The organism is Pseudomonas sp. Tof1 (assembly GCF_055390395.1).
In genome coordinates, this window is record NZ_AP024344.1 from 3516353 (window position 1) to 3540180 (window position 23828).

Genomic DNA, 23828 nt, shown 5'->3' on the forward strand with positions numbered 1-23828 from the left:
TCCGGCCGCCGGCAAATATTCCTGCAAGGGGGATTGACCATTGAGAACGATCGTTCCACCATCGTGCCCATGAACGAGAACATACCCAACCCTACTCGCGAGACCCTTCTGGAAACGGCCGAAAAGCTGATCTACCAGGGCGGCATCCATGCCACCGGGATCGACCTGCTGGTCAGGACCTCCGGCGTGGCACGCAAGAGCATCTACAGGCACTTCGGCACCAAGGATGACCTCACTATCGAGGCCTTGCGCCGGCGCGATATCCGCTGGATGCAGTGGTACCGCGATGAAGTCGACAAGGCCCCACCAGCGGCGAACGCCTGCTCAACCTGTTCAGCGTGCTGGGTGGCTGGTTCGCCTCGGAAGGCTTTCGTGGCTGTGCCTTCATCAACACCGCCGGCGAAACCGGCGACCCGCAGGACCCGGTGCGCCTGCTGGCCAAGGAACACAAGCAGAAACTGCTCGACTACCTCGTCGAGCTCTGTGAAGCCCATGGCATCGACGATCCGTTGGTGGTTGCCCGGCAATTGCTGATCCTGATCGACGGCGCCATTACCGTGGCACTGGTCATGGGTGACCACAGTGCAGCCGAAAATGCGCAATGCATGGCACGCCAGTTATTGGCGCTCTGACAGCGGCTTGAGCGCCAACCACAGCCTCTGCACGAATGGCGTTTGTCCGGCCCCGCCGGCTCTCGCCTGGATAAAACCCTGCAACAGTCTGGAACACGGGCACGGGTTGCGCTCCTACGGCAACGGGAACCGGGAGCCCGATGGAGCACCGCATAAAATAATTTTCCGAGGTATCGAATAAAACCTGGCGCCCAGGCGTTCTCATCGTTGCCCATTCTCTGGAGCACTACCATGAGCCTTCGCAAAAGCACCTTGATCGTTTCCGCGCTGGTTGCCCTGTCGAGCAACCTGGCACTGGCCTCCGGCGACGAGCCGGCGCCACCCAAGCCCAAATGCACCAGCCAGCAGGTCTGGAATCCGAAAACCAACAAATGCGAACCCCTGGTGAGCAGCCGCGCCAGCGATGACGCGCGCGCCGACTACGCCTACAGCCTGGCCAAGGACCAGCAGTACCAGGAAGCGCTGAACGTCCTCGATACCCTGAAGAATCCCGATACCGCCAAGGCCCTGAACTATCGCGGCTATGCCACCCGCAAGCTGGGACGCACCGACGAAGGCATCGGCTATTACCTGCAGGCGGTCAAGCTCGATCCGAACTACGCTCAGGTCCGCGAATACCTGGGTGAAGCCTATGTGATCAAGGGTCGCCTGGATCTCGCCCGGGAGCAGTTGCAGGCCATCAAGTCACTCTGTGGCACCCAGTGCGAAGAGTATGAAGACCTGGCCGACGCCATCGCCCATCCGACCCAGGCCTGAACACCGAAAAACGCGGAGGCTGCCATCGCCAGCGACAAGGAAATACGAGCCGAACTGGGCCAGCACCTGACACGCCTGTGGCGTTACGCCCTGCTGTTGTCCCGGCAACGACACCTCGCCGACGACCTGGTGCAGGCCACCTGCGTCCGGGCGCTGGAGCGTGGTGAACAGTTCGTGGCCGGCACCCGCATGGATCGCTGGCTGTTCAGCATCCTGCATTCGATCTGGCTCAACGAGATCCGCTCCCAGCGCGTGCGCCGGGGTCAGGGCCAGGTCGATGCCGACGAGGTGCTGGCCTTCGATGGCGAGCAGGTGGCGCAGACCCACGTGCTCGCCGCGCAGGTCATCAGGCGCGTCGACGCCTTGCCCGAGGCTCAGCGCGAGACCGTGTTCCTGGCCTATGTCGAAGGCCTGTCGTACAAGGAAGTAGCCCATATTCTCGAGGTGCCGATCGGCACGGTCATGAGCCGGCTCGCCGCCGCGCGCATCAAGCTGGCGCAGAACCCGCCCCTGCGTGCCGTACCCACCTCAACCCGTGGAGAACGGCGATGACTGACCAGTTTTCTCAACAAATGCCCTCCGATGAGCGGCTGGTGGCCTTTCTCGACGACCAGCTGGATGCCGAAGAGCGTGCCCGGGTGGCGGTTGCCATTGCCGAGAACCCGGCGGTCGCCGAGCGCGTCGAATGGCTGGGCCGCAGCAACCTGCCCTTCCGGGAAGCCTACGATGAACTGCTGGAGCAGGCACCGCATAGTCGTCTTGCCGAGATGCTCGAAACGCTGCCATCGAAACCGGCCAGGCGATCGATGAGCCGACGCGGATTCCTGGCGGTCGCCGCCAGTTTCATGGTCGCCGGGATCGCCGCCGATCGACTGTTCCAGGCCTGGCACGCACCGAAGGATCAGACTGAAGTCAGCTGGCGCAGCGTGGTCGCCGACTACATGACGCTCTATACCGCGCAGACCCTGGATGGTCTGCCGGACGACGAAGGTTCCCAGCGCGCGCAGTTGCGCACCCTCGACAAGGGCCTCGGGCTGGTACTGGAACCACCCCAGGTGCTGTTGCCGGGGGCGCAGCTCAAGCGAGCCCAGATGCTCGAGTACGAAAGCGAGCCGATTGCGCAACTGGCCTACCTGGACCCGCGGCACGGGCCGTTGGCCCTGTGCATCACCCGGGCGAAGAAAGGTGTGCGAGCGCCGACCGAAGAGGTCCGTCGTGGCATGAACGTGGTGTTCTGGGTTGGCCAGACCCACGCCTACATGCTCATTGGGCGCAATCCGGCGAGCGAACTGCACGCCATGGCGGAGCTGCTTCGCCAACGCTTCGCCGTCTAGGGTCTGGATGAAAAACCTTGATACTCGGTGATGCTGCGTTGAAAACAGCCGACAGCGTACCCGCCATGGCGTCACCCGCCTACAGCAGCAAGCCATTGCAGCAGACACCCCCGGCTGTGCCATGCTTGTATGCTCGACCGTCAACTGAACCCGGCAGACAAGGACACGCCCATGCCAAACTCCACCGCCCTGCCCCTGGACGACCCACGCTGCGCCTTGATCGTCATCGACGTGCAGAACGATTTCATCCCCGGCGGCAACCTGGCCGTTGCCGGTGGCGACGAGATCGTGCCGCTGATCAGCCGGTTGGCCCGGCGCTTTCGCAACGTGATCATCGCCCAGGACTGGCATCCTACCGGCCACGCCTCGTTCGCCAGCAGCCATCCGGGGCACCAGCCGTTCGATACCGTGCAACTGCCCTACGGGCCCCAGGTGCTCTGGCCCGATCACTGCCTGCAAGGCAGCCACGGTGCCGAGCTGCATGCCGACCTGCACCTGCCCCATGCGCGGCTGGTGATCCGCAAGGGCTGCAACCCGCAGATCGACAGCTACTCGGCATTCGTCGAGGCCGACCGGCGGACACCCACCGGGCTGGCGGGCTACCTCAGGGAATGCGGGATCGATACGCTGTACCTGGTCGGCCTGGCGCTGGACTATTGCGTTGCCTGGTCGGCGCTGGATGCGCGGGCGGCGGGCTTCACCACCTTCCTGGTCCCGGACGCCTGCCGCGCCATCGACCTGGACGGCTCGCTGAAGCGGGCGATGGGCGAAATGGAGGCCGCAGGCGTGCAGTTCGTGGAGTCCCGGTCCCTCATGCCGCTCTAGGGGCGTCTTGAGGGCCTCTCGCGGATAAATGCTGCTCCCACGGGTTTCCGGCGTTCACAGAAGGGGGGGGGCACCACGATCCGCTGGGGAAGCAGGATTTATCCGCGAAAGGGCCCGCAGGCCCAGCCCATGATTGTGGGGTGTCAGGCCGAGCCCTGTCCCCCGCGGCCCCCGCCTGCTGCACCACTGCATACACACTCAGCTCACTGAGAACGACCTCGGACAGATCCGCCTCCGGCAACGCCAGCAAGGCCTGGTGAGCCCCATGCTTCAGCCGGGCGAACAGCAACCGCTTGTCTTCTCCCTTGAAGCGGACGATAAAATCCTGCAAGGCCTCGATACTGGTGCCATCCAGATCCGGTGACTCCTCCAGGCTCAGAATCACCGCCCGCACCTGCGGCCCCTGTTCATGGGCCAAACGCTGCACACTGCGCAGAATCCGCTCGGCATTGGCGAAAAACAGCGCTTCGCCAGGCCGCAGGATCAACACACCCGGCACCTGCCGTGCCTGGGGATGCAACTGGCAATCGACAAAGTCATGCCCGTCGGCCAGATGCCCGAGCACCTGCACCGCCGCCGAGGACATCTGCCGCAGCATCAGCATCAGGCTGATCGCCACGGCCGCCAGCAGCCCATCCAGCACCCCCAGCAACAGCACGGCAGCCACCGCGCAAATCGCCAGGAAACGATCGCGGCGCCAGACAAAATAGCGTTGCAGCGGCTCCAGGCTGACGGCCCGGGCCAGCGCATGAATGACGATCGCCGCCAGTACCGGCTCCGGCGTCAGCGCAATCAGTGGCAGCGCGGTCGCCACGATCGCCAGCACCACCAACGCAGCGACCACCCCGGCACAACGCGATGTTGCACCAGCCGCTTCATTGGCCGAGGTGGCCGAATACCCCGCGCCAGCCGGCATGCCATGAAACAGCCCGGACAACAGGTTGGCCCCTCCGAGCACCAGCAGGTCGCGATTGGAACTGACCCGGTCGCCGTGCTTGAGGGCAAAGGCGCTGATAGAGCCATAGGATTCGGCGTACAGGATCATCACCAGCGCAAAGCCCAGTTCCACCAGTTTCAACCAGTCGGAGAAACCCAGGCGCGGCAGTGACGGCACTGCCAACTGCAGGTCGATGACCCCGATCAGGCTGATGCCCAGGCTCGGCAGGTCCAGCCATCTGCCTGCCACGATACCCAGCATCACCACCAGCAACCCACCCGGCACACGGCGCAGGCGCCCGAAGATCGTCAACAGCACCAGCGCCACGGCGGCCACTGCCGCGCCCGCCCAGTTCCAATGCGGCAATTGCCCGAGCAGTTCCGGGATGAAGCGGATCAGGTCGCTGTGTGGCGGATGCACATCGACGATGTTCGCCACCTGCCTGAGGATGATGGTCACCGCCAGGCCGAAGGCGAAGCCACGCAGCACCGGCTTGGCGATGAACGAGGTCACGCTGCCCAGCTTGAACAGCCCGGCGAGCAGGAACATCAGGCCGGTGATCATCACCAGGCCGATGGCCATGGTCAGGCGCAGGGCCATGTCCGTACCGGCCACGGACAGCGTCGCTGCGGCCAGCACCGCGGCGGACGACGAGGTGGCCGAAACGATCGCGAAGCGACTGGTGCCGAACAGGCCGTAGCAGAACAACCCGGCGAACAGCGCGATCACCCCGGCCTGGGGTGGCAGGTTGGCAATGCTCGAATAAGCCACCGCCTCAGGCAGCAGCAGACCGGCGATAGACAGCCCGGCGATCAGGTCGGGCCCCAGGCGGCGTGGTTGAACAGGGGTGGCAGCGGCAGGCGGCAGGGAAGGTTCACGCATCGACGAGGCCGGCCCATCCCGCCCGGGAACAGCGCTCCTGGCGGCCGCCCCGTTGTGGGATGGCCTCCTCATGGGTCCATTGCGGGCGGATACCAGCCATCGAGCGTCTCCTGACAAACCATTGGTGTTGCCAAGCTTAACGCCGAATCACCTGGCGGACACCACCCCACGCGCGACCCGGTGGTACAGGACGCTCAACGCCCGGCTGCCAGCCTCCAGACCCGGGCGATATCCCGTGACCGCGCCGACAGCAGCGCCGGCGCCTCGGCACAGGCCTGTTCCAGGCTCATCGGCCCGGAAGCCAGGGCGAAGGCGGCGTCGACCCCGTGCTGGTACATCTGCTCATAACCCTCGCCCAGGGTGCCGGCCAGCACGATGACCGGCACACCTTGCTGGCGAGCGATCCGGGCCACGCCAAAAGGCGTCTTGCCGCGCAGGGTCTGGGCGTCGAAGCGGCCCTCGCCGGTGATCACCAGGTCGGCGCCCTGCACCGCCCGCTCCAGTCCCACCAGTTCGGCGACCACCTCCACCCCGGGCGGAACCGCGCCGCGAAGAACGCCTTGGCGGCAAACCCCAGCCCACCCGCGGCGCCACTGCCCGGCTCGTCACGCACATCCCGTGGCAACACTGCGGCGCACTGATCGGCAAAATGCCCAAGCGCCGCGTCCAGCTCGTGTACCTGCGTCGGCGACGCGCCCTTCTGCGGGCCGAAGATCGCCGAGGCGCCCTGTTCCCCACACAAGGGGTTGTTCACGTCGGCGGCGATTTCGAAACGTACCGATGCCAGGCGTGGATCGAGGCCGCCGAGGTCGATCCGTCGCAGCCCCGCCAGAGCCAGGCCACCACGGGGCAACTCGCGGCCCTGGTCATCGAACAGGCCCAGGCCGAGGGCCTGCAAGGCGCCGGCACCGGCATCGTTGGTGGCACTGCCACCGATGGCGAGGATGATCCGCTGCGCTGCGGCGTCGAGGGCCGCGCCGATCAGTTGGCCGGTGCCGAAGGTGCTGGTGACGCAGGCATCACGCTGTCCGGGCGGCACCAGTTGCAGGCCGCTGGCCTCGGCCATCTCGATGATCGCGGTGCGACTTTGCGGCAACCAGCCCCAGTGGGCCCGCACCGGGGTACCCAGCGGCCCCTGGACGGTTTCGCTCCGCAGTTCGCCATTGCAGGCGGCAAGCACCGACTCCACCGTGCCCTCGCCGCCATCGGCCATGGGGTACCGGAGCAGTTGCGCCTGCGGCAGGACCTCGGCCAGCCCCTCGGCGATGGCCCTGGCGACACCGTCGGCGCTCAGGCTGTCCTTGAAGGAGTCGGGGGCGATGATGATTTTCATGGGGCTTCTCCGGTTCTTGTAGCGTCCATGCTGCCAGCAGAAACGGCGCATGACGCCGGTCTGCTGCACAAGCATTGCGGGGCTTTATTGTTCATTCACACAAACCCGAGGCGTGCCGGCCAGGCTTGCGGAACCATTCGCGGCGGTTCGGCGCCCCGACAAGTCGGATCGCCGCACCGCCGGCTCCTACCAGGGCAGCACAGGACGTCAGGTCTGGGGCAACAGTTGCACCCCAGGTACAACGCCAGCATGCCATCGAGCCGCAACGGATCGACGCCGCTGAGTTCGGCGATCCGCTCCATGCGGTAACGCAGGCTGTTGCGATGGATACCCAGTGCCTCGGCACAGGCCTGGCTTTGGCCGTCATGCTCGCACCAACTGCGCAAGGTCAAGAGCAACTGACCGTTGCCGTCCTTGGCCAGCACCCTGCGCAGCGGCTTGAGCAGTTCCTCCAGGGCATCGTCGTTGCGATAGCGCCAGAGCATTGCCGGCAGGCGATAACGATCGAGCAGCAGCACGCGTGTATTCGGCAGCACTTCGCGACCATAGCCCAGCAGATCGCTGACCCGCCGATAACAGCGGCGCAACCCCGCCAGGCCATCGGCCTGGCCGCCCACCGCCACTCGCAATACCTTCCAGCCCAGGCCGTCGAGTTTTTCCAGCAGACGCGGTTCATCCAGCGACAGTGTCGCCGGGCGACACCAGAGCAACGACGCTTCGCTGGCACTGAAGCACCAACTGTCCGGGTAACGCGACCGCAGCCAGGCGATCAGCGCCTCGGTGGCCTGCCCCGGTTCCAGTTCGAACAGGCAGGGAATTCGCGACAATTGTGGCTTGAGCCCCATCTGCCGGGCCTCGTCGAGCAGGCGTGGCGAGTCACCATCATCGCCGAGCAGCAAGGCCAGCAGGTCATCGCAGCGCTGGCGCCGCCACTGCTGTTCAGCCTGCTGATGACGTTGCGCCACCAGCATCTCGGCCGTCATCCGCACCAGTTCGGCATAGGTGCGCAACTGGTCCGGATCACCGGTGATGCCCAACACACCGATCAGGCGCTGATCGTGCAGCAATGGCAGGTTGATGCCCGGTTGCACCCCCTTGAGGCACTTGGCCGTCTGCACGTCGATCTCCACCACCCTGCCGTTGGCCAGCACCAGTTGCGCGCCTTCGTGGCGGGTATTGATGCGTTCCTGTTCGCCGCTGCCGAGGATCAGGCCCTGGCTGTCCATGACGTTCACGTTGTAAGGCAGGATCGCCATCGTGCGGTCGACGATATCCTGCGCGAGGTCGTGGTCCAGTTCGAACATGAGAGAAGGGGTCCTTGCAATGAATTGTTCAGCGGCACAGGTCATGCTGGCAAACCCTGTGCGCCGGCACAAAGACAGCAGCATCGGGGTGGCCGAGACTCACAGGGCGAGCAACGTTACCCTTGCATCGCGAAAAATCATAATAAAGAGAGACCGACATGTCACAGAGCGCCGCGTTGCCCCAGGCCACCGCTGACTTGAAAAACGCCGTATACAAGCGCATCACCCTGCGCCTGATCCCCTTCATTTTCATCTGCTATCTGTTCAACTACCTCGACCGGGTCAACGTTGGATTCGCCAAGTTGCAGATGCTCGACGCCCTCAAGTTCAGTGAGACGGTCTACGGCCTCGGGGCCGGGATCTTCTTCATTGGCTACGTGCTGTGCGGCGTACCGAGCAACCTCGCACTGACCCGCTTCGGCCCGCGGCGCTGGATCGCGCTGATGATGATCACCTGGGGGACGCTGTCGACCTGCCTGCTGTTCGTCACCACCCCGACCCAGTTCTACACCCTGCGCCTGTTCACCGGCGCGGCGGAAGCCGGCTTCTTCCCTGGCGTGGTGCTGTACCTCTCGCAGTGGTTCCCGAGTTTCCGACGCGGCCGCATCATGGCCCTGTTCATGTCGGCGATTCCGGTCTCGGGCCTGCTTGGCAGCCCCTTCTCCGGCTGGATTCTCAACCACTTCGCCGCCGGCCAGGGTGGCCTCTCCGGCTGGCAGTGGATGTTCCTGCTGCAAGGCATCCCCACCGTCCTGCTCGGCGTGGCCGCCTTCTTCCTGCTGGCCGACAGGTTCGCCAACGCCAAGTGGCTGACCGCCGAGGAACGCGCGGTGCTGGAAGCCGACCAGGCCGAGGACGCGGCGAACAAGCCGCGCACCGTCAGCGATTCCCTCGGCGAAGTGTTCAGGAACCCGGCGATCTGGGCGTTCGGGCTGATCTATTTCTGCATCCAGAGTGGCGTCTATGCCATCAACTTCTGGCTGCCCTCGATCATCAAGAACCTCGGTTTCAGCGACAACCTGGTGATCGGCTGGCTCAGCGCAATTCCCTACCTGCTGGCCGCGGTGTTCATGCTGTTCGTCGGGCGCTCCGCCGACCTGCGCCAGGAGCGGCGCTGGCATCTGGTGGTACCGATGCTGATGGGCGCCGTGGGCCTGCTGATCGCGGTGAACTTCGCCAGCTCGCCGGCCATTGCCATTCTTGGCCTGAGCATCGCCACCATGGGTGCCCTCACCGGCCTGCCGATGTTCTGGCCGGTGCCCACTGCCCTGCTCAGTGCCGGCGCGGCCGCCGGCGGCCTGGCGCTGATCAACTCGATGGGCCAGATGGCCGGTTTCCTCAGCCCCTACCTGGTGGGCTGGATCAAGGATGCCAGCGGGTCCACCGATGCCGCACTGTATGTGCTGGCCGCGGTGATCGTCGCCGGTGCCGTGCTGGCCCTGCGCGTGACCCGCGGCCTGCGGGCGCAGTAACCGGTTCCCATGAAAAAGGCCTGATACCGGCAGCGCCGGCTATCAGGCCTTCGTTCCCCCCAAGGGAAGCCCGCTACGCGAGGGTCTTCGTCGCGCTTTCCTGCTGTGCCGAGTGCTGCGCCTTCTTGTGCACCTTGTGTTTTTTCCGGTGTTTCTGGGTGGCCGCTGCCAGTTGAGTACCGGCCTTGGTTACACTGATGCCCTGCGTCGTCGGTGCCGGCCGGGCCTGGGCCATGGCTGCCGGAATCATCGCGCCCTGCGCCACGATCACCGACAGCGCCAGTGCGACGAAATGTCTGGGTTTGAACATTGTTCCTCTCCCTGTAGAACCAAGATTGAATGCGACCTGGGCAGCACTTGCTCCGCAGCAAGTCGTAACAAAATATTTCTCGATTTCACCGTGACTGGATACCTGTCAGAAATGACAGTTCCGACGAACGGTAGCCGTGCTCGACCCGTATCGGCAGGAAACGCGGCGAACCACCCGATCCGCTCGTTCACGACTGCCGGGGGAAATTGGGGATTGCTCCAGGCCGGGCTTCTGGTATCTGATGGAGCACTTTCCTTCCGTGTAAAAGGACCTCCAGCATGAGCTATCGCCTCCTCGGTCATTCCGGACTCAAGGTTTCCACCCTGACCCTGGGCAGCATGATGTTCGGTGAGCAGACCGATACCGAGACTTCGCTGCGCATCATCGACAAGGCCTGGGACCAGGGCGTCAACTTCATCGATACCGCGGATGTCTACAACGCCGGGCGCTCGGAGGAAATCGTCGGTGAAGGCGTGGCGCGCCATCGCCACGACTGGATCATCGCCTCCAAGGTCGGCTTCGGCCCGGCGGATGGCACTCCGAACCGCCGAGGCCTGAGCCGCAAGCATATCTTCAATGCCATCGAGGCCAGCCTCACCCGCCTGGGCACCGATTACCTGGATATCTACTACCTGCACCGCGAGGACCACGACACGCCGCTGGAGGTCACCGTAGCGGCCATCGGCGACCTGCTGCGCCAGGGCAAGATCCGCTACTGGGGCCTTTCGAACTATCGTGGCTGGCGAATCGCCGAGGTGATTCGCGTGGCCGAGCGGCTCGGTGTCGACCGGCCGGTGATCAGCCAACCGCTGTACAACATCGTCAACCGCCAGGCCGAAGTCGAGCAGATCACCGCCGCCGCGGCCTATGGCCTTGGCGTGGTGCCCTACAGCCCGCTGGCCCGCGGAGTACTCAGCGGCAAGTACGCCCCGGACGTGGTACCGGACGCCAGCAGCCGTGCCGGACGCCAGGACCGGCGTATCCTCGAGACCGAATGGCGGCCGGAGTCCCTGCGTATCGCCCAGCAGATCCAGCAATACACTCAGGGCCGCGGCGTCGGCATCGTCGAGTTCGCCATTGCCTGGGTGTTGAACAACGCCGCGGTCAGCTCGGCGATCGTCGGTCCGCGCACCGAGCAACAGTGGGACAGCTACACCCGGGCGCTGGACGTGAAAATCAATGCCGAGGACGAAGCCTTCATCGATTCGCTGGTCACCCCGGGGCATGCCTCGACGCCCGGTTTCAACGATGTCGGCCACTTCGTTTCCGGGCGCAAGCCGCTCGAAAAGTGATGGTCAGCGCGGCGAGGCGCGCATGCGCCCTCGCCCGTCGCGTTGCCACGCTGGATAAATGCCGCTGAACGCGCCATCCTGCGCGCCTTTTCTCCAGCGCGGCGAATGGCTGCCGCGCCCGACCCTGCAAGGATCCTCCCATGCAAGACCAGCCACTGAACGACGCCGACTTCGAGTTCATCGAAGACACGCTGCTCAAATACGGCGACGACCACTCCGTCCTCAATCCTTCCGAGCTCGACGGCTACCTCACCGCACTGGTGTCCGGCCCGCTGCCAGTCGATATCTCGGTGTGGTTCCCGGCAATCTGGGGCGACCAGAATCCGAACTGGGAAACGCCCCAGGAGTGCAAGCGCTTCATCGACCTGAGCGTACGCCACATGAACGCCCGGGCAACCCGACTGGCCAGCGATGCCCAGGCTTTCAGGGCCCGCTTCGAGGAAACCGAGCATCAGGGCCAACTACTGGTCCTGGCCGAGGAATGGTGCTTCGGCTATCTGCGCGGCGTCGGTGTCAGCCAATGGCCGGCGTTGCCGGCGGCGCAAGCCCAGTGGCTGGACGCGATCACCCTGTGCGCCGAGCAGGACAACTTCGAACTGCCGGCCGACCTCGACGTGGTCCTGCATCGCCAGCGCGTGGCGGCCATCGAGCCGGCGGCGCGTGGGTTGCATGACTACTGGCAGGCACAGCGGTAACGGCAGCACTCCCGGACAGACACCGGCGTCGATTGTCGCAATCATCGGTTGATAGCCAAAAGCCACCAACCGATAATCCCGCTCCCATTCGACTCACGCAAGGAAATGCCGTGAAAAAAGCTCTACTGTCCATCCCCCTGCTGGCGCTGTTGCTGCAAGGGTGTGGCATGACCATCACCCGCTACGACCCCAGTTTCGACAACGTGCAGGTGCTCAAGCAGAACCTGCCCCTGGAGCCGATCAGCGAGGCGAAGGTCACCGCAGCCAGCGGCCAGGGTTCACTGACCGTCCGGACCAACCCCATCCGCTCGCCCAGCGGCAGCATCCCCCTGCATGTCCAGGACGCCCTGAACCAGGAGCTGCGGCTGGCCGGCCTGCTCGATCCCCAGGCACCACGGCAGTTGAACGTGCTGCTGGTGAAAAACGACCTGACCGCCGGCGCAGGCACAGGCACGGGCGTACTCGCGGCACACTTCACCCTGCTCAAGGCGGGCCAGGTGACCTACGATGCGACCCGGGAAGTGCACAGCGAATGGGCCAGCAGCCCGATAGGAGCGATCGCCATTCCGAATGCGGCGAATGCCTACAACCCGCTGGTGCGCAGCCTGCTGAACGCGTTGTACAGCGACCCGCTGTTCATCCAGGCGTTGAAGTGAGGGCATGACAGCCTGAGGGTGCTGGCCGTTCGCGGATGAGGCCGGCCCCCACAACGGGCGACGCACAGAACATGTGTGTCGGGCGCGGTTGCCGCGGGAGCCGGCCCCATCCGCGAACGGCGAAGGCGGCACGGCGTATCGGCTTGCCGATCAGGCGCGAGGGGCGAAGCCCAGCGCCGAGTACTTGAGGCTGTTGCTCTCGACCATCTGCTTGAGCAGCGCATTGACCTGGCGGCCGAAGGTGTCGTTCACCGCATCCTTCGGCGTCTTGCTCGCCAGTGGGAGGAACCAGATACCGATCCAGGTGTTGATCGCATCGTGGTTGCTGCTGTTGCTCAGGGCCTGCCCTTGCGGGTCGAGCACTTCAAGACTCATGGTGTACTGGTCGGTCGCCAGCGCGGGGATGAGGGTGAAGGTGAACCCGCTGACGAAAGCCATCGCCAATTGACCGCCCCCTGGCGGGTGGTTGTAGACCTTCAGGCGCAGGTTGTAGTCACCCGGCTGCTTCTGGAACTCGTCCAGGGTCACCCGGCCGAACAGGCCCGAGTCGGTCAGTGCCTTCTGCAACTGCGGCTTGAGCATTTCCCGCGCTTGTGGAACCTCGACCGCCGACGCGCTCTTCGGCTCGCCCTGGTAGAAATCGAACTTGACGAAAACGTTCGGCTTGTTCGAATAGGCCGCCATGGAAGGCATCTTGACCGGAGCCACTTCATCCTTCGTGAAACTGGCGCAACCGCTCAACGTAAGCGCCAGGGCCAACCCCAGCATTTTTCCGATCTTCATTACCGCGTCCTTAGTGAGATATCAAAGCGCCTCCATCACCGGAGTTGCTGCGGCGGGATTCTAGAGCGTCGCACGCAACATCAAAAGGCCATATTTCGGAAAAATATCGGGATATCGGACTACACAGCGTTCATGTTCATGGGCGAGTTGATCGAGCGCGATGCCACCGACTCGATCTTCACCCATCCAAAAATGAAACAGACCGAAAATTACATCACCGGTCGTTTCGGCCGATTGCCGCTGCTCCGGTGCGGCCCTGGTTTCATGGGACGGTCAAAGGCTGCTTTAATGAGTCGACTGCATTGATCCTTCAAATGCATGGATCAGCCTCTCGAACCACCCGACAAGGTAGCGCCACGATGGAACGTCTCACCGCGAAAGACTTCGCTCCCGAACTGCTGGAACTCTACGACTACTACGTCCATGGCAGGATCACCCGGCGGGAGTTCATCGACCGTGCGGCCAGGTTCACCCTCGGCGCGATGGCAGCCGCCAGCGTGCTGCAAGCCCTGAGCCCGAACTATGCACTGGCCGAACAGGTATCCTTCACCGACCCGGAAATCATCGCCGAATACATCACCTACCCCTCGCCCAAAGGCCATCAGCAGGTGCGTGGCTACCTGGTCCGCCCGGCCCGGGTCACGGGCAAGGTCCCGGCGGTGGTCGTAGTGCACGAGAATCGCGGTCTCAACCCCTATATCGAGGATGTCGCCCGGCGCGTGGCCAAGGCCGGCTTCATCGCCCTGGCGCCGGATGGCCTGTCCTCGGTCGGCGGCTACCCCGGCAACGACGAGAAAGGCGTGGCGCTGCAGAAGAGCGTCGACCCCGAGAAGCTGATGAACGATTTCTTCGCCGCCATCGAATGGTTGATGAAACAGGATGCCAGCACCGGCAAGGTCGGCATCACCGGTTTCTGCTACGGCGGCGGAGTCGCCAATGCGGCGGCCGTGGCCTACCCCGAGCTGGGCGCGGCCGTACCGTTCTACGGCCGCCAGCCCAAGGCCGAGGATGTCGCCAGGATCAAGGCGCCGCTGCTGCTGCACTATGCCGAACTGGACAAACCCATCACCGACGGCTGGCCGGCCTACGAGCAGGCCCTCAAGAGTGCGGGCAAGACCTATGAGGTTCATATCTACCAGGGCGTCAACCACGGCTTCCACAACGACTCCACGCCCCGCTATGACGAGGCGGCCGCCAACCTGGCCTGGGACCGCACCGTGGCCTGGTTCCGCCGCTACCTCGCCTGAGTGTCGTCAGAGCCGAAAGCGGTCCACCGATTGCGACAGTTTCCCGGCCAGGCTGGACAACTGGTCGGTGGCTTCCGCCGTCTGGCCGATGACCCGGTTGTTGCCGGCGGACATGTCGGCGATCTTCTCCACCTGATGGGAGATCTCGTTGCTGACCAGGCTCTGTTCGCCGATGGTCCGTGAGATGTCGTTGACCAGTTGACTGGTGTTGAGCGTCGCCTCGAGGATTTCGCGGATGGCCCGTTCGACCTCGGCGGTCACCGCCATGCCCTTGTCGACCTGGGCCACCCCGGCCTCCATGCTGCTGACCGCCTCGCGCGTACTGCTCTGGATACGCAGGACCATATCGGCGATTTCCTGGGTCGAGGCGCTGGTGCGTCCGGCCAGCCCGCGCACCTCATCGGCCACCACGGCGAAACCGCGGCCCTGCTCGCCGGCACGGGCCGCCTCGATGGCCGCGTTGAGCGCCAGGAGGTTGGTCTGTTCGGCAATGCCCTGGATCACCTGGACAATGCCGAAGATCGCCTCGGACTCCTTGTCCAGGGTCCGAATCACCTGCGCCGACTGCTGTGCCGAGCGGGCAATGTCATCCATGTCGCTGACCACCTGGTGAATCACCCGGCCGCCGTTCTTGGCCAGCGCTTCGGCCTGGTTGGCCATGTCCAGGGCGCGCTCGGCGTGGCGGGTGATTTCCTCGATGCTCGCCGTCATTTCGCTGGCCGCCGCCGCCATGGTGCCGGCCGCCTCGCTCTGTTGCTGGCTGCTGCCCGCCACCTGATGACAGCCGCCGCTCAACTGTTCGCTCATGTCGTTGACGCCATGGGCATTGCTGCGTACCACCTCGATCATGCTGCGCAGGTCACGCTGCATGGTCGCCAGGTTGCGGATCAGCCGCGCAGCCTCGTCCTGTTGCCGGGGCTCGTCGATTTTCGTGCTCAGGTCGCCATGGGCAATGTCGGCGGCAATACGGCTGGCGGCCTGCAACGGGCCCATGATGCCGTTGATGACCCAACGCCCCTGGACCAGCAGCAACAGCAGGCCGGCGACCAGCACCCCCACCAGGATCAGGTTGGCGTTGTTGATGGTGTGCCGGGTACCCTCGCCACTCGACTGCGCGTTGGACTCGATCAGCTCGCTCAGCTTGGCCATCGCGTCCTCCAACTGGCTGAACGCACTGTTGAACGAGCCCAACTGCTGCTGGGCACCGTCCGGGTTGGCAATGGCCAGGTCGACGATATGCTCGGCCGCGCCGATGTAGGTTTCCAGGCTCGGCCTGATCTGGTTCAGCGCCGCCTTGAGCGTGTCGTTGACCGGCAGCTTGAGGTTCTCCTCCAGCACTTCGCGAAAGTGCTTGGCGTGCTCGGTCAGCGAATCGCGCACCTCGGTATCGGAACTGGCGCTCTTGCCCAGCCCCACCAGCATCGCCGACAGCACATCGGCGCGCAGGGCATCGTGCATCATGTCGGCTTCCAGGTGATTGCGCAGCAGGGTCATGCTCACCTCGCTGTCGCTGGTGGCCTGCGCCATCCGCAGGTTGCCCAGGTAACCGACCAACCCCATGACCAGCACCGTGAGCAGGCCGCTGCCTATCAGCAGGTACAGACGCAATCTTATCGACACAATGCAGCCCTCTATCAGCCCAGGACAAACCGGTCGGCCGCAGGAACAGTAAGCGTGCCGACACCCCCTGACGGTTATTTAAGACCATTTTCAGGGTTTGACCGCACCGTTGCGCTGTACAGGGCTATTTCGCCTTGTCGTCCCTGGGCTTGTAGAACAGGAACCTGGCGGTCTCGGCGGTGCGGATGTACTGCCTGACCCAGTCCGGACTGACGCTGCGGTCATGGAAGTACATGGCGCCATGGGTGCGGTCCTCGAGCTGCTGGTTGAGGGCCTTGCGGGCGATTTCCTTGGCAAGCGCATAACGGTCCTCCTCCTGGACATCGTCCGGACGACCGTCGCACCACCAGGAGAACTGGCAGGCCTTCTTCTCCGAGCCCTGCTTGACCACTTCGCAGATGGTCCCGGGAAAACCGTCATGCCCGAGCCGGTTGATCACGACACTGGCGACCGCCTCCATGTCGGCTGGCTCACCGCCCTTGGCCTCCCAGTAGATAGTGCGCGACAGGCAGGTGATGGTATCGGCCACCGCGGCATCGCCAGCCGGGTCCACCGCCTGCGTCTCGCCCCGGGTCAGGGTTGGCGCCTTCGGCTGCGCTGCCGGGCTCTGCTTTTCGGCGGCTTTCTGTTCCAGCGCTTCGGCCTTGTCGATGACGACCTGTGGCTGGGGTTGTGATTCGGCAGCCGCGACGAGCGCGGCTTCGCAGGCGATAAAAGTGATCACAAGACACGCGACTATCCCGTTGAGACGCATGATCGAACCCTGTCGAATAAACCCTGCCCGCGATGATCAACCTGCCACGGCCGGGCAGTCGATCCGGGGCGGGCTGGCAGGTTCGACCGCACCACGGATGAATCATTCCACCACCGGTTTCACACAAAAGGCCTTGCCTTCACCGGGGCACTATCGCGCATCATGTGCGCAGTTCGTTCGAGGAAGATGTCCATGCACGCCCTGTTTTCCACTCTGCGTCCAGCCGTGCTCGCCCTGGGGCTGGCAGTCAGTGTCAATGCCCTGGCCAGCGACGAAACGCAACTGCTGCAGTCGATCAACAGCTACCGTGGCCAGATCCAGCGCTGTGGTGGCCAGGCCTCGCTGGAACTGCCACCGCTGGCGGCCGATCCCCGCCTGGTCCTGCCGCCGGACAGCCCTGGCGACCTGCAGCAGGCGCTGACGCGGGCGGCCTATCCGATGGTTAATGTGCAGGCGATCAGCCTGTCCGGGCCGCGGGATGCCGATGCAGCGATGAAGGCCGTGCGCGAGAGCTTCTGCCGGGTGGTGCTGGACCCGCAGTTCGTCGACATCGGCGTCAGCCGCCAGGGCAACGACTGGCGTATCGTCCTCGCGCGGCCGCTGCTGACCGCGCGCCTTGGCGATTCCCAGGCCGAGGGCCAGAAACTGCTGGAGATGATCAACGGCGCCCGCAGCCAGCCGCGCCAGTGTGGCAGCCAGCCGTTCGCCGCCAGTGCACCGCTGGCCTGGAACGCCCTGCTGGCGGGCGCGGCCGAGGGGCATAGCCGCAACATGGCCAACAGCAACTTCTTCGACCACCAGGACCGCGACGGTCACACGCCGGGTGACCGCGCCGAGCTGGCGGGCTACCTCGCCCAGCAGATCGGCGAAAACATCGCCGCCGGCCAGGACAGTGCGCGCAAGGTGGTCGATGGCTGGCTGGCCAGCCCCGGCCATTGCGCCAACCTGATGAACCCGCAGTTCCACGAAATGGGCGGGGCCTATGCGGTCGACCCGAAGAGCGATTCGGGCATCTACTGGACCGCGATGTTCGGCACCCAACAATAGTGCGGCTCAGCCAAGACGCTCCTGGACCAGGGCACTGGCCTGGCGCGTAAGCTGGTCGAGGTGGCGGTCGCGCTTCTTCTCGGCCTCCGCCATCGCCTTGCGCCCGTGCTGCTGCAACAGGTAGGCATGAATCTGCCGCACCTCCTTCGAGCTGTAGATCGGCGCCACGTCGATCACCGCAATCAGGCCGTCGGTCCCGTGATCACGAGTGTTCATCAGCACCTGCGGCCCGCGGGCAGCCAGCACCTGGAATCCCATCGCCTCGAAATACGGCACCTTGCCCGCTGAGCAGGCCAGTTCGGCGTGGGGGTAGTGCTCGAACATCCGCGCCAGCATCGCGCGGGCCACACCTTGTCGGCGGCGATCGGCCTTGACGGCCATGTAGGCTACGGCGCAGGCCTGAGCGTCATCCCTGGCAGGCAGATACAGCACAAAGCCCAGCACCTGCGATGGGGCCTCGTCATCCAGGGCCACGATCAGTTCCGCCGGGATGCCCTTGCTGCCGTCCATGGCCTCCAGATAGAGATGCACCTCGTAGCCGACCCCGTACTGATAGAGGTTGTACAACGGGTTGCTCGGGGCAGCGCGACCTGGCTGATATCGGTGAAATAGTCGACCACCATTTGCAGGATCTGGCTTTTGATCGACTCTGGGGGTGGGGTTTGCAGGCGGGTCAGCGTGAACATCGACAATCGGGCTCCGGGCAAGGGCATGTCCGGGCTCGGGGGGGGGGGGGAATGCCCGGACTTGCCCATTGTACCCGGTCTGCCACAGGGGAACGGTGGACTGTCAGGCGCAGCGATTAAGATCAAAAAGTAATCAATCAATAAAAAATCAGTATTTATCGTTATTAGAACAACCACGTACTCTCAGCGCATACCGACACAGGAGAGTCCCCATGCAGCCGACCGATACCGTCATCGACCTCGCCCACTACCGCAAGCGCAAACAGGCGCAGCAACTGGGCCGGGTACTGTGGGCGCTCTATGCACGCAACGCTGGCCAACAGGCGTTCCAATGGGCTCAGGGCGTACGCGCCAGCGAGACCCGTCACGCGTGAATGCACAAGATCCTTCGCGGTTCCTGGCTGGCTCCGATGAGCCAACCCTGGACCTGAACAACCTGCCGGCGCTCGACGAAGACCCGATCTGTGCACGGGTCGCCGAGAACCTGCAGCGCCTGCGCGGCAAACACCACCTTTCCCTCGATGCCCTTGCCCGCCAATGCGGGGTCAGCCGCGCCATGCTCGCGCAGATCGAATCCGGACGCAGCGTGCCGTCGATCAAGGTGCTGTGCAAGATCGCCAAGGGCCTGAAGGTCTCGGTGGCGGCGTTTCTCGAACACCGCGCCTTCGATGGGGTTGCGGTACTCTCGGCCAGCCGCAGCAAGCGCCTGGTCAACGCCAATGGCACCTTCACCAGCCGCGCCCTGTTTCCCTTCGACGTGACCCGCCAATCGGAATTCTACGAGCTGCGCCTGAGCCCACTGGGCGAAGAGGCATCCGAGGGCCACGGCCCCGGCGTCCAGGAGAACCTGGTGGTGGCCCAGGGCGTATTGGAGATCAGCGTCAACAACGAGCGCTACCTGCTGTCCCCTGGCGACTCGATCCTGTTCTACGCCGACCAGCCGCACCGCTACCGCAACCCCGCCGACAGCGAAGCGGTGGCCTATCTGGTGGTGACCCACCCCGAACGCCTGGACTGAACGACCCGGCACGAAAAAGCCCGGCATGGATCGCTCCAGCCGGGCCTTTCATGATCGGATCAGCGATCAGCAGGTGCAGCACATCAACGGCATGCCGTTGCAGCTCATCATCATCGGCATGCCGCAATCGTTCATCAGCTTCATCATCAGGGTGCAGCAGCTCTTCATCATGTCCATGTTCATGCCGGCCATCGGCATGACCTTGCACATCATGGCGTCGCCCTGCATGGAGCATTCCATCACGCACTTCATCGATGGCATCGGCATGCCCATCATCGGCATGGGCATCATGCCGTTCATCATCGGCATCGCCATTGCGGTCTGGGACATGCACATCATGCTCATGTTGGCGCAGTGCATCATCATCGGCATGCCGCAGTCCATCATCATCTGCATCATTTGCGCGCTGTTGCGGAACATCGCCATGTCCATGCCCGCTGCCGGCATCATCTTGCACAGCATGCCGTCATCCATCATTTCGCAGGTCATGGTCGCCATCATCATCGGCATGCCCATGGCTGGCATCATCGGCATGGTGTTCATCGGCATTTGCATCTGCATGGCATTCATCATGGTGGAGCTCCCTGATCTTCGATAGTTGGATGAAGCGGATGGGGCGGATTCTAGGGAATGCCCCACAGACGACAAGACGCCGATCAAGCAGCAGAAACGACTGCCGAAACGACCGTTGCGCTGCCTTTTATGGAGAGATATCCGTCATGGCAGCGACTTTGCTGCCTAGGCAGACGAGAGAGCGATTCCAGCAGCGCTTCAGGCGTCATGGATATGCTTGCAAGCGCTATACAAATAACCGAAAGAAATAATCAGTCTAAGCAGCGGGGAAATTCTCAACGCCGATGGGCCAGGGAGCGCACCAGACGGTCGCCCAGGCTCTGTACACCCTGCACCAGAATCACCAGCACCACCACCGTGGCCACCATCACCTCGTTGTTGAAACGCTGGTAACCGTAGCGGATGGCCAGGTCACCCAGGCCGCCGCCACCGATGACCCCGGCCATTGAGGAAAAGCCGATCAGCATCACCAGGGTCAGCGTCACACCGGCGAGCAGCGCCGGCAACGATTCGGGCAGCAGCACCTTGAGGATCACATGGCGAATGTCGCCGCCCATGGACAGGATGGCTTCGATCCGCCCCTTCTCGACCTCATCCAGTGCACTTTCGACAATGCGGGCAAAGAACGGAAAGGCACCGATGGTGATCGGCACCACGGCGGCGGTGCTGCCCAGAGTGGTGCCGACGACCAGCCGGGTCAGCGGGATCAGCGCAATCAGCATCACCACGAACGGCAGCGACCGCCCCAGGTTGACCAGCGCCGCCAGGCTGCCGTTCAACCGCGGCAGCGGATACAGGCCGTTGCGGCGGGTGACGAACAGCAGCACCCCCAGCGGCAGGCCGATCAGCAGGGTGAACAACCCGGCCAGCAGCACCATGTAGAGGGTCTCGCCAGTGGCATTGAGCACCAGCTGGAAAATCTCGCTCCAATCGATCGTGCGGTTCATGGCAGTGCCAACCTCAGGCTCGGTGTGCGCACTTCATCGTCGAAGTGCGGAGGGGCGGCCGGGCGCAACGAGCGCCCCAGGGCGGAGTCCGGGTCCGCCAGCAGCCGCGGCAACGGACCGGACTCCAGCAGCCGGCCATGGGCCAGGGAGGCCGCGTGGTCGCAGATCGAGCGGACCACGTCCAGTTCATGGGTGATCAGTACGATGGTCAGGCCCAGGCGATGGTTGATGTCGCGCAGCAGTTGCAGGATCGACTCGGTGGTTTCCGGGTCCAGCGCACTGGTGGCCTCGTCCGACAGCAGATACGCCGGGCGTGCCGCCAGCGCGCGGGCAATGCCTACCCGCTGTTTCTGCCCACCGGACAGTTGCGAGGGAAAGGCCTGCGCCTTGTCCGCCAGCCCCACCAGTTCCAGCAACTCACCCACCCGCGCCTGGCGCTCGGCCCTGGCGATGCCGGCGATTTCCAGGGGCACGGCGACATTGTCGAAAACCGTGCGCGAATGCAGCAGGTTGAAGCCCTGGAAGATCATGCCGATGCGCTGGCGGTGGCGACGCAGCTCGCGGTCGGACAGCGCGGCCAGGTCCTGGCCATCGACCACCACCCGCCCCGCAGTCGGACGCTCGAGCAGATTGAGGCAGCGCAGCAGGGTCGACTTGCCGGCGCCACTGCGACCGACGATACCGTAGATCGAACCGTCCGGAATGCTCAGCGACACCTGGTCGAGGACCGCCGGGCCATCGCCATAGCGTTTGCTCAACTGCTCGACGCGGATCATTGCACGTTGCCCGCGACCGGGATCACCGATCCGGCGTAGTTGTCCTCGATGAACTTCGCCACCTGCGGCGAAACCAGATCCCTGGCCAGCTGCTGGATACGCGGGTCATCCTGCAGTTTCGGCGTGGTCACCACGATATTGGCGTACGGGTTGTTGCCGGCCTTCTCCAGGCCCAGGGCATCCCTGGCCGGCGATAACCCGGCTTCCAACGCGTAGTTGCCGTTGATCACCGCCAGGTCCACGTCGTCCAGGGCACGCGGTATCTGCGGCGACTCGATTTCGAGGATCTTCAACTGCTTCGGATTCTCGGCGATGTCCTTGGGCGTGGCCTGGTCGGTGGCCGGGTTGTTGAAGCCGGGCTTGAGCCTGATCAGGCCGTTGTCCTGCAACAGGTACAGCGCACGGCTGAGGTTGGTGACGTTGTTGGGTACGGCCACAGTGCCCTTTGGCGGTACCTGGTCGAAGCTTTTGTGCCGATGTGAATAGATCCCCAGCGGCTCGATGTGCACGGTCGCCGCCACGGCGAACTTCTGGCCCAGGGCCTGTTCCTGGGAGTGCAGGTACGGCAGGTGCTGGAAGTAGTTGGCATCGACATCGCCATGGGCCAGCAACTCGTTGGAGTTCACGCCGTTGGGGATCTCGATGACCTTGAGGTTCAGTTGCGGGTCGAGCTTCTGCACATAGGCGAGGATCTGCGCATGGGGCACCGGGTCGGCGGCCACCCGCAAGGGCTCGGCCGCCAGGGCGGTGAACGAAGAGCAAAGTCCGGCCCAGACCGCCAGGGTCGATGCGGTTTTTTTCAACATGCTGATAGTCCTTGATCGGGTGTAGGGGTCAGGCGCTGACGGCCTTGGGCGCCAGTGCATCGGCATAGAAACGTTGGGCGACATCGGGGTGCGAACGCAGGCGGCCCTTGAGGTAGTTCCAGCCGACGTCGCGGAACAACGGGTTGTCCGGATCGCTGGCCGGTCCGCGGGCCTCGCGCAACAAGGCGGTCGGCAGCGGGTACAGCGGCACCACCGCATCCAGTTGCGCACCGAGGAAGAAGGCGATCGACAGCCGCTCGCTGCCCGCCGGCGGCGACTGCACACGGTGTACCGTGGCACGCAGGTAGCCATTGGTGGCCAGTTCCAGCAACTCGCCGATGTTCACCACCAGGGTGTTGTCCCGGGGCAGTGCATCGATCCAGCGGCCCTCCTCGACTTCCACCTGTAGGCCGGCCTGCCGGTCCTGCAGCAGGAAACTGAGGAAGCCGGAGTCCTTGTGGGCTCCGACGCCCTGGTTGCTCTCGTTCGCCGCGCGACCGGGGTAACGGATCAGCTTGATATGTTCGTTGGGCTTGTCGCCATACAACGGGTCGAAGGCCCCTTCGGGCAACGACAGCGCCTCGGCGAAGGCCCGCAGCAGGCGCAGTGACATGCCGGTCATGGCCTGCTGCCATTCGAGCAGCAGCGGCTTGAGTTGCGGCAACGCCTGCGGCCACAGGTTCGGCCCCTGCAGGCGGGCCCAGGTCGGCGTGTTTGCGTCCACCGCGAGCGCCTGGCGTTCGGCGCCGACATCGAACTGTTCGCGCAGGTCCGGCTGGCCCCGGGTGATCTCCGACGCAGCGCGGTTGTAGCCACGGAAATGCGGCGAATGGATCATGCCGACGGCGGCCTTTTCCTCGTCGGGCAAGGCGAAGAACTGCCGGGCATGTTCCTGGACCTGCCGCAGCAGGCCGCTGTCGACGCCATGACCGGTCAGGTAGAAGAAGCCAACGTCCCGTGCCGCGTGACGCAGCGCATCGAGGAAGTCCTGGCGTTGTTCGGCGTTGCCATCGAGCGCCGAGAGGTCCAGCAGCGGTAATGCGGTGATGTCCAACGGCTGCGGCATGTTTCACTCCCTGTGATCGGAACGGATGGGGCTTTCTATTCAAACTATCTGATCTTAAAAATCATCAATAAATATCT

General features: G+C 64.2%; 22 protein-coding genes and 6 pseudogenes. 14 read left to right on the forward strand and 14 right to left on the reverse strand.

Translation table 11 applies throughout. From position 1 onward, the window contains the following. Positions 1-69: 69 nt before the first annotated feature. From ACZ5KU_RS15515 to pncA, 5 genes and pseudogenes are all read left to right on the forward strand, one after another. Positions 70-632: pseudogene (locus ACZ5KU_RS15515) on the forward strand (TetR/AcrR family transcriptional regulator). 231 nt (positions 633-863) lie between these two features. Beyond that, positions 864-1388 carry a tetratricopeptide repeat protein gene (locus ACZ5KU_RS15520; protein WP_054059536.1) on the forward strand — a complete coding sequence of 175 codons (525 nt, stop codon included), beginning with the start codon at positions 864-866 and terminating at the stop codon, positions 1386-1388. Between the two features lie 54 nt (positions 1389-1442). Then, the gene (locus ACZ5KU_RS15525) at positions 1443-1940 is read left to right on the forward strand and encodes an RNA polymerase sigma factor (protein WP_054063277.1); all 498 of its coding nucleotides are present in this window, start codon (positions 1443-1445) and stop codon (positions 1938-1940) included. After that, complete coding sequence (locus ACZ5KU_RS15530; protein WP_054059538.1) at positions 1937-2722, forward strand: anti-sigma factor family protein; 786 nt, start codon at positions 1937-1939, stop codon at positions 2720-2722. The genes ACZ5KU_RS15525 and ACZ5KU_RS15530 overlap by 4 nt, the downstream gene beginning before the upstream one ends. A 171-nt stretch (positions 2723-2893) precedes the next feature. Next, on the forward strand, positions 2894-3547 hold the full coding sequence (gene pncA, locus ACZ5KU_RS15535) for a bifunctional nicotinamidase/pyrazinamidase (protein WP_416769012.1): 654 nt from the start codon (positions 2894-2896) through the stop codon (positions 3545-3547). Here pncA and ACZ5KU_RS15540 read toward each other — a convergent pair. The 3 genes and pseudogenes from ACZ5KU_RS15540 to ACZ5KU_RS15550 form a co-directional block, all read right to left on the reverse strand. Then, positions 3534-5366 carry a SulP family inorganic anion transporter gene (locus ACZ5KU_RS15540; protein WP_464735802.1) on the reverse strand — a complete coding sequence of 611 codons (1833 nt, stop codon included), beginning with the start codon at positions 5364-5366 and terminating at the stop codon, positions 3534-3536. The genes pncA and ACZ5KU_RS15540 overlap by 14 nt on opposite strands. 194 nt (positions 5367-5560) lie before the next feature. Beyond that, a pseudogene (locus ACZ5KU_RS15545) lies at positions 5561-6699 on the reverse strand (glycerate kinase). A gap of 209 nt (positions 6700-6908) precedes the next feature. Further along, positions 6909-8003, reverse strand: a pseudogene (locus ACZ5KU_RS15550) (sugar diacid recognition domain-containing protein); the annotation flags it as partial. A 158-nt stretch (positions 8004-8161) separates the two neighbouring features. Between ACZ5KU_RS15550 and ACZ5KU_RS15555 the strand changes: the two are divergent. Beyond that, on the forward strand, positions 8162-9475 hold the full coding sequence (locus ACZ5KU_RS15555; protein ID WP_054060000.1) for an MFS transporter: 1314 nt from the start codon (positions 8162-8164) through the stop codon (positions 9473-9475). Between the two features lie 73 nt (positions 9476-9548). On the opposite strand, the gene ACZ5KU_RS15560 is transcribed toward ACZ5KU_RS15555, so the two are convergent. Then, entirely contained in the window at positions 9549-9785 is a 237-nt protein-coding gene (locus ACZ5KU_RS15560; protein ID WP_273820820.1) for a hypothetical protein, read from the reverse strand. A 278-nt stretch (positions 9786-10063) separates the two neighbouring features. Between ACZ5KU_RS15560 and ACZ5KU_RS15565 the strand changes: the two genes are divergently transcribed. The 3 genes from ACZ5KU_RS15565 to ACZ5KU_RS15575 all read left to right on the forward strand — a co-directional run bounded on the left by ACZ5KU_RS15565 (position 10064) and on the right by ACZ5KU_RS15575 (position 12428). After that, a complete protein-coding gene (locus tag ACZ5KU_RS15565) occupies positions 10064-11077 on the forward strand; it encodes an aldo/keto reductase (RefSeq protein WP_054060002.1) in 1014 nt (337 codons plus the stop codon). A gap of 140 nt (positions 11078-11217) precedes the next feature. Further along, positions 11218-11772 (forward strand): UPF0149 family protein, encoded by a 555-nt coding sequence (locus ACZ5KU_RS15570; protein WP_054060003.1) that lies wholly within the window; start codon positions 11218-11220, stop codon positions 11770-11772. A 110-nt stretch (positions 11773-11882) separates the two neighbouring features. After that, on the forward strand, positions 11883-12428 hold the full coding sequence (locus tag ACZ5KU_RS15575) for a hypothetical protein (RefSeq protein WP_054060004.1): 546 nt from the start codon (positions 11883-11885) through the stop codon (positions 12426-12428). A gap of 150 nt (positions 12429-12578) precedes the next feature. Here ACZ5KU_RS15575 and ACZ5KU_RS15580 read toward each other — a convergent pair whose 3' ends face one another. After that, positions 12579-13211, reverse strand: a complete 633-nt coding sequence (locus tag ACZ5KU_RS15580; RefSeq protein WP_054060005.1) for a hypothetical protein — start codon at positions 13209-13211, stop codon at positions 12579-12581. 114 nt (positions 13212-13325) lie between these two features. Between ACZ5KU_RS15580 and ACZ5KU_RS15585 the strand changes: the two are divergent. Continuing rightward, positions 13326-13442, forward strand: a pseudogene (locus tag ACZ5KU_RS15585) (phosphate ABC transporter ATP-binding protein); the annotation flags it as partial. 128 nt (positions 13443-13570) lie between these two features. Further along, on the forward strand, positions 13571-14458 hold the full coding sequence (yghX, locus tag ACZ5KU_RS15590; protein WP_054060006.1) for a YghX family hydrolase: 888 nt from the start codon (positions 13571-13573) through the stop codon (positions 14456-14458). Between the two features lie 6 nt (positions 14459-14464). On the opposite strand, the gene ACZ5KU_RS15595 is transcribed toward yghX, so the two are convergent. From ACZ5KU_RS15595 to ACZ5KU_RS15605, 3 genes and pseudogenes are all read right to left on the reverse strand, one after another. Further along, the gene (locus ACZ5KU_RS15595) at positions 14465-15328 is read right to left on the reverse strand and encodes a methyl-accepting chemotaxis protein (protein WP_416773499.1); all 864 of its coding nucleotides are present in this window, start codon (positions 15326-15328) and stop codon (positions 14465-14467) included. Then, positions 15323-16078 (reverse strand): annotated as a pseudogene (locus ACZ5KU_RS15600) (MCP four helix bundle domain-containing protein); the annotation flags it as partial. The pseudogene ACZ5KU_RS15600 and the gene ACZ5KU_RS15595, both read right to left, overlap by 6 nt. A 124-nt stretch (positions 16079-16202) precedes the next feature. Next, entirely contained in the window at positions 16203-16832 is a 630-nt protein-coding gene (locus ACZ5KU_RS15605) for a cell wall hydrolase (protein WP_054060008.1), read from the reverse strand. Positions 16833-17024: 192 nt separating this feature from the next. On the opposite strand from ACZ5KU_RS15605, the gene ACZ5KU_RS15610 reads away from it, so the two are divergent. Then, positions 17025-17879, forward strand: coding sequence for a CAP domain-containing protein (locus tag ACZ5KU_RS15610; RefSeq protein WP_416769015.1), 855 nt, complete (start codon positions 17025-17027; stop codon positions 17877-17879). A 6-nt stretch (positions 17880-17885) separates the two neighbouring features. Here ACZ5KU_RS15610 and ACZ5KU_RS15615 read toward each other — a convergent pair. Next, positions 17886-18565, reverse strand: a pseudogene (locus ACZ5KU_RS15615) (GNAT family N-acetyltransferase). Positions 18566-18777: 212 nt separating this feature from the next. Between ACZ5KU_RS15615 and ACZ5KU_RS15620 the strand changes: the two are divergent. Further along, on the forward strand, positions 18778-18939 hold the full coding sequence (locus tag ACZ5KU_RS15620; protein WP_192842725.1) for a hypothetical protein: 162 nt from the start codon (positions 18778-18780) through the stop codon (positions 18937-18939). Then, on the forward strand, positions 18936-19583 hold the full coding sequence (locus tag ACZ5KU_RS15625; RefSeq protein WP_416769016.1) for a helix-turn-helix domain-containing protein: 648 nt from the start codon (positions 18936-18938) through the stop codon (positions 19581-19583). Before ACZ5KU_RS15620 ends, ACZ5KU_RS15625 begins: the two co-directional genes overlap by 4 nt. 66 nt (positions 19584-19649) lie before the next feature. Here the strand turns inward: ACZ5KU_RS15625 and ACZ5KU_RS15630 are convergent, their stop codons facing one another. The 5 genes from ACZ5KU_RS15630 to ACZ5KU_RS15650 all read right to left on the reverse strand — a co-directional run bounded on the left by ACZ5KU_RS15630 (position 19650) and on the right by ACZ5KU_RS15650 (position 23751). Then, a complete protein-coding gene (locus tag ACZ5KU_RS15630) occupies positions 19650-20156 on the reverse strand; it encodes a hypothetical protein (RefSeq protein ID WP_081009871.1) in 507 nt (168 codons plus the stop codon). Positions 20157-20431: 275 nt separating this feature from the next. After that, complete coding sequence (locus ACZ5KU_RS15635) at positions 20432-21103, reverse strand: methionine ABC transporter permease (protein WP_054063264.1); 672 nt, start codon at positions 21101-21103, stop codon at positions 20432-20434. Then, positions 21100-21879: a methionine ABC transporter ATP-binding protein gene (locus ACZ5KU_RS15640; protein WP_081005981.1), complete on the reverse strand. Its 780-nt coding sequence runs from the start codon at positions 21877-21879 to the stop codon at positions 21100-21102. Before ACZ5KU_RS15640 ends, ACZ5KU_RS15635 begins: the two co-directional genes overlap by 4 nt. Continuing rightward, entirely contained in the window at positions 21876-22685 is an 810-nt protein-coding gene (locus ACZ5KU_RS15645) for a MetQ/NlpA family ABC transporter substrate-binding protein (protein WP_054058835.1), read from the reverse strand. Before ACZ5KU_RS15645 ends, ACZ5KU_RS15640 begins: the two co-directional genes overlap by 4 nt. Before the next feature lie 28 nt (positions 22686-22713). Further along, on the reverse strand, positions 22714-23751 hold the full coding sequence (locus ACZ5KU_RS15650; RefSeq protein WP_054058836.1) for an isopenicillin N synthase family dioxygenase: 1038 nt from the start codon (positions 23749-23751) through the stop codon (positions 22714-22716). Positions 23752-23828 lie beyond the last annotated feature (77 nt).

Bases quoted from the DNA above. Each gene is read 5' to 3' on its own strand.
- pncA (WP_416769012.1), top strand. From the start codon at position 2,894: ATGCCAAACTCCACCGCCCTGCCCCTGGACGACCCACGCTGCGCCTTG.
- ACZ5KU_RS15605 (WP_054060008.1), bottom strand. From the start codon at position 16,832: ATGCGTCTCAACGGGATAGTCGCGTGTCTTGTGATCACTTTTATCGCC.
- ACZ5KU_RS15650 (WP_054058836.1), bottom strand. From the start codon at position 23,751: ATGCCGCAGCCGTTGGACATCACCGCATTACCGCTGCTGGACCTCTCG.
- ACZ5KU_RS15610 (WP_416769015.1), top strand. From the start codon at position 17,025: ATGCACGCCCTGTTTTCCACTCTGCGTCCAGCCGTGCTCGCCCTGGGG.
- ACZ5KU_RS15630 (WP_081009871.1), bottom strand. From the start codon at position 20,156: ATGATGAATGCCATGCAGATGCAAATGCCGATGAACACCATGCCGATG.
- ACZ5KU_RS15540 (WP_464735802.1), bottom strand. From the start codon at position 5,366: ATGCGTGAACCTTCCCTGCCGCCTGCCGCTGCCACCCCTGTTCAACCA.
- ACZ5KU_RS15520 (WP_054059536.1), top strand. From the start codon at position 864: ATGAGCCTTCGCAAAAGCACCTTGATCGTTTCCGCGCTGGTTGCCCTG.
- ACZ5KU_RS15530 (WP_054059538.1), top strand. From the start codon at position 1,937: ATGACTGACCAGTTTTCTCAACAAATGCCCTCCGATGAGCGGCTGGTG.
- ACZ5KU_RS15635 (WP_054063264.1), bottom strand. From the start codon at position 21,103: ATGAACCGCACGATCGATTGGAGCGAGATTTTCCAGCTGGTGCTCAAT.
- ACZ5KU_RS15565 (WP_054060002.1), top strand. From the start codon at position 10,064: ATGAGCTATCGCCTCCTCGGTCATTCCGGACTCAAGGTTTCCACCCTG.
- ACZ5KU_RS15620 (WP_192842725.1), top strand. From the start codon at position 18,778: ATGCAGCCGACCGATACCGTCATCGACCTCGCCCACTACCGCAAGCGC.
- ACZ5KU_RS15645 (WP_054058835.1), bottom strand. From the start codon at position 22,685: ATGTTGAAAAAAACCGCATCGACCCTGGCGGTCTGGGCCGGACTTTGC.
- ACZ5KU_RS15580 (WP_054060005.1), bottom strand. From the start codon at position 13,211: ATGAAGATCGGAAAAATGCTGGGGTTGGCCCTGGCGCTTACGTTGAGC.
- ACZ5KU_RS15640 (WP_081005981.1), bottom strand. From the start codon at position 21,879: ATGATCCGCGTCGAGCAGTTGAGCAAACGCTATGGCGATGGCCCGGCG.
- ACZ5KU_RS15555 (WP_054060000.1), top strand. From the start codon at position 8,162: ATGTCACAGAGCGCCGCGTTGCCCCAGGCCACCGCTGACTTGAAAAAC.
- yghX (WP_054060006.1), top strand. From the start codon at position 13,571: ATGGAACGTCTCACCGCGAAAGACTTCGCTCCCGAACTGCTGGAACTC.
- ACZ5KU_RS15560 (WP_273820820.1), bottom strand. From the start codon at position 9,785: ATGTTCAAACCCAGACATTTCGTCGCACTGGCGCTGTCGGTGATCGTG.
- ACZ5KU_RS15595 (WP_416773499.1), bottom strand. From the start codon at position 15,328: ATGCAGCGTGACCTGCGCAGCATGATCGAGGTGGTACGCAGCAATGCC.
- ACZ5KU_RS15570 (WP_054060003.1), top strand. From the start codon at position 11,218: ATGCAAGACCAGCCACTGAACGACGCCGACTTCGAGTTCATCGAAGAC.